This window comes from Rugamonas brunnea (genome assembly GCF_014042345.1).
Lineage (GTDB): Bacteria > Pseudomonadota > Gammaproteobacteria > Burkholderiales > Burkholderiaceae_D > Rugamonas > Rugamonas brunnea.
In genome coordinates this window covers 301,303-311,224 of sequence record NZ_JACEZT010000007.1, presented here as the reverse complement: position 1 = coordinate 311,224, position 9,922 = coordinate 301,303, and the positions used below count along the sequence as shown (strand labels likewise).

Sequence of the window (9,922 nt, the reverse complement as noted above, 5' to 3'; positions counted from 1 at the left end):
CGCAGCGGCCGAGCCCCGCACCCAGGCCAGCGAGGCACTGGCCGCCAGCCGCGCCGCAGCAAGCACCCCGCTGGTCGCCGCGCCCGTGGCCGCCGCCGTCCGCGCAGCCGGCCAGCCGGTCACGCTGGCCGCCACCGGACCCCGCTCCACGGAACGCACTGCCGGTCGCGGCGCGGACAACGGCGCCGCCGCCAGCACCGCGCCCGGCCAGGTCATGGCCAGCGCCAAGGACGATGGCGTGACGGCCGTGGCCCGCGCCGAACCCGCCCCGGCCGCCGTGAACGGCAACTATGCACCGGCCAACCCGGCGCCGGCGGCCACCGACAGCGTCAAGCTGGCCGGCAGCCCGGAACAATGGCAGCAACCGCTGCGCGAGGCGCTGGGCGACCGGCTGCAGCTGCAACTGCAACGCAACGACGAGCACGCCGTGATCCGGCTCGAACCGCCCAACATGGGCCGGGTCGAGATCTCGATCCGCCACACGGCCGGCGCGCTGCAAGTGAATCTGTCGGCCAACAACAGCGAAGTGCTGCGCCAGCTCAACAGCATCGGCGACAGCGTGCGCCAGGACCTGTCCCAGCGCCAGTTCGCCGACGTGGCCGTGACCGTCTCGCCATCGCCACGCGGCATGCTGGCCGGCGGCGACGGCAGCGGCCGTGGCCAGCAAGGCCAGCAGGACGATGCACGCACACCGGGCCGCGCCCTGTCCGACGACAGCGACGCAGCCACCTCTTTTGCCATGGCTACCGAACGGGAGTAAGTTGTAGATGAAGAATATGAAAATGATCATTGCGTTCGTCGTGGTGGCCGTGCTCGGCGCGGGCGTGGCCGGCGGCGCCGTCTGGTACCTGTCCAAGGGCGCCTCGGCCGGCACGGCCGAAGCGAAGAAGGCCGAGCGCCCCGACGACGGCAAGCCGCCCAAGTACCTGACGGTGGAAAAAGTGATCATCATGCTCAAGCGCAGCCCCGGCGACACGGCCACCCACTACATCTCGGCCGACCTAGTGGTCACCACCAGCGAGGAAAAGGAAAAAGTGGCCAAGGAACAATTGCCGATGCTGCGCAGCGTGGCCGTGCGCACCCTGTCGGCCCTGCCGCTGGCGACCGCCCAGACCATGACGATCGACCAGTACGCGGCAGAACTGAACAAGGCGTTCGACGAGACCTACGCGCACGACAAGCGCGACAAGCCATTTTCCGAAGTCATGATTGGCAAGCTGATCCTGGAATAAACGGCCATGAATACACTGGGGGCGGGCATGGCCTACATGGAACCGGATGCCTACGGCGCCATGCACGGCGACGGAGCGCCGGTGACGCTGAGCGCGGCGGACGAGCAGAAGCATTTGCTGTCCTATGCGCCGCTGGTCAAGCGCATCGTGCGCCAGCTCAACTCGCAAGTGGCCGGCGCCATCGACCGCGACGACATGGAACAGATCGGCCTGATGGGCCTGCTTGAAGCGCTGCGCCGTTACGGCGAGCCGGACGCCGCCTTCGGCAGCTATGCCAGCCTGCGCATCCGCGGCGCCATCCTCGACGAGCTGCGGCGCCAGGACTGGCGCCCGCGCGCCGTGCGCCAGCACAGCCACAAGCTGCGCGACGCCGTGCGCGAGCTGACCCGCAAGCTGGGCCGCGAACCGAGCGAGCAGGACATCATCACCGGCCTGGGCCTGACGCCGGAAGCCTACCAGGCTTACCAGCTCGACGAGAGTGCCGAGTCGATCGCCAGCTTCGATGAAGTGTTGCAGGACAGCGTAGGCCACGACAGCGCGCCCAGCCCCGAGGAGCAACTGATGGTGCGGCGCAGCCTGGAGCAGGCGCTGCGCGGGCTCGACGAGCGCGAACAGCGCGTGGTGCAGATGTATTACGAGTTTGAACTGAGTTACAAGGAAATCGCCGCCGTGCTGGACTTGACCGATGCCCGGGTCTGCCAGCTGAACAAGGCGGCCCTGGGCAAGATGAAAGCGGTGCTCAAAAGCACCTGACACGCCAGCCGGCACCACAAGGATTAGAACATGAAGCAGAAAGGCGCATCATCATGCAACAAATAATCGGCATCCTCATCGTACTATGCAGCGTCTTCGGCGGCTTTTTCATGATGGGCGGCTCGTTCCATCAGATCTGGCAACCGATCGAGCTGATCGTCATCGCCGGTTCCGGCCTGGGCGCCATCGTGCTGGGCAATCCGCGCCACGTGCTGGCCGAGATGGTCTCGCAGATCAAGAAGATCGTGTTCCGCAAAAAATACGACTCGGAATTCCAGCGCCAGTTGCTGCTGCTCATGTACGAACTGCTGCAACTGGCCGCCGGCGGCCTGAAGGCGCTCGACGCCCACGTCGAGGCGCCCAAGGACAGCCCGCTGTTCCAGCGCTACCCGCGCGTGCTGGAAGAACCCAAGCTGCTGGCCTTCATCGTCGACAACTTCCGCCTGATGGCCATGGGCAAGATCAACGCGCATGAACTCGAAGGCGTGCTGGACCAGGAACTGGAAGCCATCCACGAGGAACTGAACCAGCCGGCCAAGTCGCTCAACAAGATCGGCGAAGCCATGCCCGGCTTCGGTATCCTGGCCGCCGTGCTCGGCATCGTGATCACCATGAACACGGTCAGCGAAGGCGCCAGCTCGGGCGACATCGCCGAACACGTGGGCGCGGCCATGGTCGGCACCTTCATCGGTATCTTCTTCTGCTACGGCATCCTGGACCCGATCTCCAACATGATGAAGCAGCTGGTGGGCCAGGAAGCGTCGAACAAGGAATGCGTGAAAGTGGTGCTGGTCACGCACGTGGCCGGCAAGCCGCCGCTGCTGGCGATCGACGCCGGCCGCCGCCTGGTGCCACTCAACATCAAACCGAGTTTCGCCCAGCTGGAACGGTGGATCAACGACCTGGAAGGCCGCGACAGCGAGCCGGAAGCCTCGTCGCGTCGCGGAGGTGGCCGTGCTAAAGCCGCATGACAAGGGCCACGACCAGACCATCGTCAAGCGCGGTGGCGGCAAGCACGCGCATGACGAACACGGCGGCGCGTGGAAGGTGGCGTTCGCCGACTTCTGCCTGGCGCTCAGCTGCCTGTTCCTCGTGCTGTGGCTGATGGCCTCGCGCAACACCGAATCGCTGCAGCAAATCCTGACCGAGGCGGACGGCGCCAAGACCGACCAGGGCAAGGGCGTGATGCCGGAACAGGTGGGCGGCCCGCGCGGCAGCCTGATCGAGCGCTTCCCCATGCCGCGCACCGGTAATTCGGAGGCGCCCGGCGCCCAGCTGGCCAGCGGCGAGGCCGCGCCCGTGGTGACGCCGCCGGCCAAGATCAAGTACGACAGCCCCAATGACCTGCAAGCCCTGTCCAAGGCGCTGACCCAGATGAGCGCCGACTTCGGCCTGACCAGCAACCTGGAGACCGTGATCACGCCCTATGGCTTGCGCGTGATGCTGCACGACACCGACCACCAGGGCATGTTCGTGCGCGGCAGCGCCGTGCCCACCGACAAGTTCCGCGCCCTGCTGCGTAAGATGGGGCCGCTGTTCGCGCGCATGGAAAACCAGATGCTGATCGTCGGCCACACGGACTCGCTGCAATACGCCGACACCAGCTATTCGGCGTTCTCGAACTGGACACTGTCGAGCAACCGGGCCATGTCGGCGCGGGCCCAGCTGCTGGCCGGCAGCATGAATCCCGATTCCGTGCTGCAGGTGGTGGGCATGGCCGACCGCGCGCCGCTGGACGCCAAGCGCGCCGACGCGGGCGTGAACCGCCGCATCGAATTGCTGATCCTGACCACGGGCCAGGCCAAGACCATCGCCGCCATGTTCGGCATGCCCAACAACAAGAACGCCCTGACCGAAGAGATCGACACGGCCCTGCCCGACAACAGCGTGCTGCAAAAGCTGCGCGAGCGCCTGTTGCCGCAAGCCGACAAGCAAGTCCACCCGAGGTAACCCGCATGAGCAAGACCATCACCGCACGCCCCTGCCGGCGACAGGCAGGCTGACATGGAAACCAAGCCCACACGAGGCAGCCGCATGAGAATCTCCACCGCAACCCCGGACGGCCTGGCCGTCCAGCGCGTGGCCGACACCGCCCCGGCCGAGGCCGCCGCGCCGGCCGCCCCGGCGCCGGCCCCGGCGCCCTTGCAGTCGGCCGTGCTGCAGCCGGCGCTGGCGGCGCTGCGCGCCATGCCCGACGATATCGACCACGACAAGGTGGCCCAGTTGCGCGACGCGCTGGCCAAGGGTGAACTGCCGTTCGACCCGGCCAAGCTGGCCGGCCTGATCCACCGCTTCCACGGGAGCGAACCGTGAGCCACGGGGCCGCCACGGCGCCGCTCTCGCGCCAGGACAGCATGCGCGCGCTGCTGCACGGGGTGGCTGCCGACCTGCAAGCCTACCAACAGTTGCAGGACCTGCTGGAACAACAATTCGAGGGCGCCGTGCGGCACCAGAGCGCCCGCCTGACCGAACTGGCCGAGGCCATCACGGCCCTGGTCGACACCATGGAGGCGCGCCGCGCCGAGCGCGTGGCGCTGGTACAACGCTTGCTGGGGCCGCACGGCACCATGGCCCAGGCATTTGCCTTGCTGAAAAATCCGGCACGGGAGAGAATGGAAGCCGATTGGCGCACGCTCGAACACAGCGTGCGCGAGTGCAAACGCCTGGGCAAGCGCAATAGCGACTTGCTGGTTGAGCAATACACCATCATGCAGCGCGTGCTGCATGGCGAGGAGCAGATTTATGCGCCAGCTTGACGGCATGCAGCCCACAACCCCGACTGCGGCCACCGTCTCGAACATGCAAACCAGCCGCCCCGCCGCGGCCCTGCCCGCCGCGTTCGGCGGCTGGAGCGCGCCGTCCGGCGGCGCCGGCTTTGGCGCCACGTTCCGCCAGGTGCAGGATGAGGTGGCCGATTTCCTGGCCCATGGCGGCGGCGCAGCCGCGCCATCGGCGCGGGTGCAGGCGCCGGGGGCCGGCCTGGGCCTGGACCCGGCTGGCCTGGCCTTGCGCCAGCAGGCGCAGGGCGGCGCCATCGATGGCGCAACGGCCGGGACAACGGCCGGCGTCGACAGCGAAGTGCAACAACAATTCCTGGCCTCGATCCAGCCCTGGGCCGAGGAGACGGGCGCGCGCCTGGGCGTGTCGCCCACCATCGTGGCGGCCCACGCGGCGCTTGAATCGGGCTGGGGCCGGCATCCGCTGCGCGCCGGCGGCGCCGACAGCAACAACCTGTTCGGCCTGAAGGCCGGCGCCAACTGGGCCGGCGCCGTGGCCGACGCCACCACCACCGAATACGTGCATGGCGCGGCCCTGAAGAAGGTCGAGCGATTCCGCAGCTATCCGGACGCGGCCAGCGCCTTCCGCGACTACGCCGATATGCTCACCAGTAATCCGCGCTTCCAGGGCGCGCTGCGCGCCGGCGACGACGCCCACGCGTTCGCGCGCGGCCTGGCCCAGGGCGGCTATGCCACCGATCCCGCCTATGCCGACAAGCTGGGCAAGCTGGCCGCGCGGCTGCAGCGCGGCGCCCTGCTGTCTCAGTCGGGGGATTGAGCCGTGACGGGCATGTCGGCCGGTTCCACCGTCCCCTCGCCTGTCACCCGGGCCCGCAGCACGGTGCCGTTGGCGTTGCGCACGCGCACCAGCGCGCCGCGCGCGCCGCTGTCGAGCGCCTCGCCGGCCATGCTGACCTCGATCTGGTCGCGCCGCGCTACGATAGTCACGGCGTCGCCGCGCTTGACGACGACGGGCGCGGCCAGCAGCGCCATGCGCAGCACTTCGCCGGCGCGCAGCGTGCGCTTGCCGCTCATGCCCACCGCCGCGCGCGGCGTGGCCACCACGTCCGTCAGCGACGCCAGCTCGTGGCGCTCCAGCAACAGGTCCTCGTCGGTGATCACCTTGCCGGCCGGGATCTCGGTGGCGCTGACCACGACCGGCGCCGACACCTGGGCCCGCACCACGAATTCATACCGCCAGCCATCGGCGCCCGGGCACACGGCCGCAAAGCGCATGCGCGCCGGCAGCCGCGTATCGACCGCCTCCACCGTCACGGCCCGGCCGCAGGGCGCCAGCGGCCGGCTGCCCGGCACCACCGTCACCTCCGCCAGCGGCTCGCTCAAACCGGCGCTGACCGCCTGCGCCAGCACATGGGCGCGGGCCGCCTGGCGCACCTGGAGCAGCACCTGCTCGGGTCCGGCCGGCGCGGCCAGCACCCCATTGAAAATTCCGATGAGCAACACTGGCAGGAATCGGGTTACAATAGTTTTGTTGCGCATGAGAAATACCTCTACTATGATGCGGGAAGCGGCTGGGGCGCGCGGCGCCGTCGGCCGCCATTTTACATGGGGATGCGCGAGCACCACACCCGCCGTATCCATGCTATGACCGAAGGGAATGAAAATGGGGATTAATTTCAAGGACGCCGTGGGCCTGCACCCGGAAGCGCTGCAGTTGCGGGCCGAACGGACCCGCATCCTGGCCTCCAACATCGCCAATGAAAACACGCCCGGCTTCCAGGCCCAGGACATGGATTTCGGCGCCATGCTGGCCAGCACCCAGGAAGCGTCCGATGGCGTGCCCGCCTTCGACAGCGACGGTAACGCGCTATACCGCGTGCCCTACCACCCCAGCCGCGACGGCAACACGGTGGAGATCGGCGTCGAGCAGGCCGCCTTCGCCCAGAACGCCAACGATTTCCAGACCAGCCTGACCTTCATCAACATGACGCTGAAGGGCCTGGCCAAGGCCATCAACGGACAATAACGCAGCACACGATAACGGAGCACGCGCCCGCGCGCGCCAGGAGACGCCATGTCATTCAAAAGCATTTCGGAAATTGCCGGTTCGGCCATGGCGGCCCAGACCGTGCGCCTCAACACCATCGCCAGCAACCTGGCCAACGCCGATTCCGTGGCCGGCACCGAGGCCGACACCTACCGCGCCCGCAAGCCCGTGTTCGCGGCCGTGATGACGGACTCCATCGACGCGCTCGACCAGGCCAGCGGCAAGGTGCAGGTGCTCGACGTGGTCGAGTCGAATGAGCCGCTGCGCAAGGTGTATGAACCGGGCCACCCGATGGCCAACAGCGACGGCATGGTGTTCTACCCCAACGTCAACCAGGTGGCCGAGATGACCGACATGATGTCGGCCTCGCGCGCGTTCGAGACCAATGTCGAAGTGCTGGGGCGTATCCGCACCATGCAGCAATCCCTCCTCAAACTCGGTGAAGGTTAAGCCATGCAAACGAGCCTCCTCAACAATTCCGCCGCTCCCAACACCGGCGCCGGCGCCAGCGCCAGCATCACGGGCAACACGGCCAGCCAGACCCAGGACATGTTCACCAAGCTGCTGGTGGCCCAGATCAAGAACCAGGACCCGCTGTCGCCGACCGACCCGTCCCAGTTCGTCAATCAGCTGACCCAACTGTCGCAGACCGAATCGCTACAGAACCTGTCGAGCCTGACCAGCGCCAACGCCAGCGTGCTGCAAAGCATGCAAGTGCTGGCCCTGGGCGCCCAGGTCGGTTCGGACGTGATGGCCACCAGCAACACCGTCACGCTCGACGGATCGACCGTGCATGGCCAGATGACCTTGTCGAGCACCAGCACCAGCACCACCCTCGTGCTGACGGACGCGGCCGGCAACAAGCACAACGTCACGCTGGGCGTGCAGGCGGCCGGCACGGTGCCGTTCGCCATCGACCCCACCGCCCTCGGTTTGCCAGCCGGCACCTACACCATGTCGGTGGAAACGAGCACCAAGGAAGTACCGCCGATCGACCTGGCCGGACGCCTGAACAGCGTGCGCCTGTCGCCCACGGGCAGCATCGTCATCAGCGTCGCCCACGTGGGCGACGTCGCGCCCACCGCCATCACCGCGTTCAACGGCAAATCCGTCGCGTCCGCGTCCGCCACGCCCTCCAGTCTCTAAGAAAGGACTCCGCCATGAGTTTTGATATCGCCTTGTCCGGCATCCAGGCCATCAACGAGCAGCTCGACACCGTCAGCCACAACATCGCCAACGCCGGCACCTATGGCTTCAAGTCCGGTCGCGCCAACTTCTCGGCCATGGTGGCCGGCAGCCAGCCCACGGGCACGGAAATCGGTTCGGTCACGCAAAGCATCGGCCTGTCCGGCGGCGTGCTCAACACGGGCCGCTCGCTCGACGCATCGATCAACGGCCGCGGCTTCTTCGTCACCAAGACCGCCGCCGGCGAGACCCAGTACACCCGCGTGGGCATCTTCGACGCCGACAAGTCCGGCTTCCTGGTGGACGCCTCGGGCCGCCGCGTGCAAGGCTTCGGCCTCAAGCCGCCCAGCACCATCCTGGGCGCCCAGGGCGACCTGGCCATCCCCACCGGCCAGATCCCGGCCGTGGCCTCGGGCAAGATGAACTACGTGGGCAATATGTCGGCCGACTGGACCGTGCCGACCGGCGGTGCGTTCGGCCCCATCCCGGCCGGCGCCGTCACGCCCACCACGCCGCCCGACCCGACCACCTTCAACATGTCCAAGACCTCGATCGTCTATGACTCGCTGGGCGCGCAGCACACGCTGACCCAGTACTTCGTCAAGGATCCGGCGGCCGGCACGGTCAACATCCACTACGTGCTCGACGGCACCGAACTGACGGCCGGCGGCTCGCCGTCGCCGCTGGTGTTCGATTCGACCGGCCAGCTGGGCCCGGCCGGCGCGCCCGTCACCAGCGTGACCCTGACCCTGCCCACGCCGATCGCCGCCACCGGCGCCACCATGAAACCGCTGGCCATCGACTACACCGGCACCACCATGTTCGCCGGCGAGGCCACCACCTCCACCAACGCCGTGGACGGCTACGCCTCGGGCGTGTTCGCCGGGGTCGACCTGGCCAACGATGGCTCGGTGATCGCCAAGTACACCAACGGCCAGAAGCAGTCGGTGGGCAAGATCGCCATCGCCACCTTCCCCGACGAGGGCGCGCTGACCTCGGTCAGCGACACCAGCTGGGTCGAATCGAACAATTCGGGCACGCCGCTGGTGACCACGCCGGGCAGCGGCATGGCCGGCTCGCTCAACACCAGCGCGCTGGAACAGTCGAACGTGGACATCACCTCGGAACTGGTGGGCCTGATGACCTCGCAGCGCAACTACCAGGCCAATTCCAAGGTGATCCAGACGGAATCGACCATGATGCAATCGCTGATGCAGGCAGTCTGAGGCCGCCATGGATGCCCTGATCTACACCGCCATGAGCGGGGCCGAACGGGCCCTGCGCGGACAACAGGTCCACGCCAACAACCTGGCCAACATGGACACCGGCGGCTTCCGCGCCAACATGGAGTTGGCCACGGCCCAGTCGCTGTCGGGCTACGGCTACGACGACCGCCACATGTCGCAGCTGCAGGCCAACGCCGTCTCCGTGCGCCCCGGCACCGTCAAGGCCACCGGGCGCGAACTGGACGTGGCCATCAGCGGCAACGGCTACTTCACGGTCCAGGGCCCCACGGGCGAAGGCTACACGCGGGCCGGCGCCATCACGCTGGACGCGGACGGCACGCTCAAGGTGAACGGCAACCCCATCCTCGGCGAAGGCGGCCCGATCACGGTGCCCGAATACACCAAGATCGCCATCGGCCAGGATGGCACGGTGTCGATCCAGAGCCCTGGCACGGCCATCATGCAGACCATCGACAAGCTCAAGCTGGTCAAGGCCGAAGGCTCGGAACTGACCAAGAACGAGTCCGGCCTGCTGGTGGCGCGCAGCGGCCAGCCGCTGCCGACCGATCCCACCGTACTGGTGCGCTCGGGCCACCTGGAAGGCAGCAACGTGTCGGCCGTGGAGGAGATGGTGGCCACCATGAGCCTGAACCGCACGTTCGAGCTGCAAATGAAATTGCTGACGGCGGCCGACACCAACGTCCAGTCCGGCAACAAGCTGCTGGGCGCCTGAGCCCGATT

14 protein-coding genes are annotated in these 9,922 nt (G+C 67.6%); 13 read left to right on the top strand and 1 reads right to left on the bottom strand.

Going from position 1 to position 9,922, the window contains the following annotated elements:
- The 8 genes from H3H37_RS13220 to H3H37_RS13185 form a co-directional block, all read left to right on the top strand.
- The coding region (locus H3H37_RS13220; RefSeq protein ID WP_182163135.1) for a flagellar hook-length control protein FliK at positions 1-760 on the top strand (760 nt) is incomplete at its 5' end.
- 16 nt (positions 761-776) lie between these two features.
- Positions 777-1,232, top strand: coding sequence for a flagellar basal body-associated FliL family protein (locus H3H37_RS13215; protein WP_311197489.1), 456 nt, complete (start codon positions 777-779; stop codon positions 1,230-1,232).
- Positions 1,233-1,259: 27 nt separating this feature from the next.
- Positions 1,260-1,985, top strand: a complete 726-nt coding sequence (locus tag H3H37_RS13210) for a FliA/WhiG family RNA polymerase sigma factor (RefSeq protein ID WP_182163183.1) — start codon at positions 1,260-1,262, stop codon at positions 1,983-1,985.
- 53 nt (positions 1,986-2,038) lie between these two features.
- Positions 2,039-2,956, top strand: coding sequence for a flagellar motor stator protein MotA (gene motA, locus H3H37_RS13205; RefSeq protein ID WP_182163131.1), 918 nt, complete (start codon positions 2,039-2,041; stop codon positions 2,954-2,956).
- Positions 2,940-3,935: a flagellar motor protein MotB gene (locus tag H3H37_RS13200; protein ID WP_182163129.1), complete on the top strand. Its 996-nt coding sequence runs from the start codon at positions 2,940-2,942 to the stop codon at positions 3,933-3,935. Before motA ends, H3H37_RS13200 begins: the two co-directional genes overlap by 17 nt.
- A gap of 84 nt (positions 3,936-4,019) precedes the next feature.
- Entirely contained in the window at positions 4,020-4,298 is a 279-nt protein-coding gene (locus H3H37_RS13195) for a flagellar biosynthesis anti-sigma factor FlgM (protein ID WP_182163127.1), read from the top strand.
- A complete protein-coding gene (flgN, locus tag H3H37_RS13190) occupies positions 4,295-4,741 on the top strand; it encodes a flagellar export chaperone FlgN (RefSeq protein WP_311197488.1) in 447 nt (148 codons plus the stop codon). The genes H3H37_RS13195 and flgN overlap by 4 nt, the downstream gene beginning before the upstream one ends.
- A complete protein-coding gene (locus H3H37_RS13185; protein WP_182163125.1) occupies positions 4,728-5,540 on the top strand; it encodes a glycoside hydrolase family 73 protein in 813 nt (270 codons plus the stop codon). The genes flgN and H3H37_RS13185 overlap by 14 nt, the downstream gene beginning before the upstream one ends.
- Here the strand turns inward: H3H37_RS13185 and flgA are convergent.
- Positions 5,525-6,226 carry a flagellar basal body P-ring formation chaperone FlgA gene (gene flgA, locus H3H37_RS13180; protein ID WP_311197487.1) on the bottom strand — a complete coding sequence of 234 codons (702 nt, stop codon included), beginning with the start codon at positions 6,224-6,226 and terminating at the stop codon, positions 5,525-5,527. The genes H3H37_RS13185 and flgA overlap by 16 nt on opposite strands.
- 160 nt (positions 6,227-6,386) lie before the next feature.
- Here flgA and flgB point away from each other — a divergent pair, with 160 nt between their 5' ends.
- Genes flgB through flgF form a run of 5 tightly spaced genes read left to right on the top strand, consistent with a single transcriptional unit; the run spans position 6,387 to position 9,914 of the window.
- A complete protein-coding gene (flgB, locus tag H3H37_RS13175) occupies positions 6,387-6,749 on the top strand; it encodes a flagellar basal body rod protein FlgB (RefSeq protein WP_182163121.1) in 363 nt (120 codons plus the stop codon).
- Between the two features lie 48 nt (positions 6,750-6,797).
- On the top strand, positions 6,798-7,220 hold the full coding sequence (gene flgC / locus H3H37_RS13170) for a flagellar basal body rod protein FlgC (protein WP_182163119.1): 423 nt from the start codon (positions 6,798-6,800) through the stop codon (positions 7,218-7,220).
- A gap of 3 nt (positions 7,221-7,223) precedes the next feature.
- Complete coding sequence (locus tag H3H37_RS13165) at positions 7,224-7,916, top strand: flagellar hook capping FlgD N-terminal domain-containing protein (protein WP_182163117.1); 693 nt, start codon at positions 7,224-7,226, stop codon at positions 7,914-7,916.
- Between the two features lie 14 nt (positions 7,917-7,930).
- Entirely contained in the window at positions 7,931-9,181 is a 1,251-nt protein-coding gene (locus H3H37_RS13160; protein WP_182163115.1) for a flagellar hook protein FlgE, read from the top strand.
- Between the two features lie 7 nt (positions 9,182-9,188).
- The gene (gene flgF, locus H3H37_RS13155) at positions 9,189-9,914 is read left to right on the top strand and encodes a flagellar basal-body rod protein FlgF (RefSeq protein WP_182163113.1); all 726 of its coding nucleotides are present in this window, start codon (positions 9,189-9,191) and stop codon (positions 9,912-9,914) included.
- Positions 9,915-9,922: the final 8 nt, after the last annotated feature.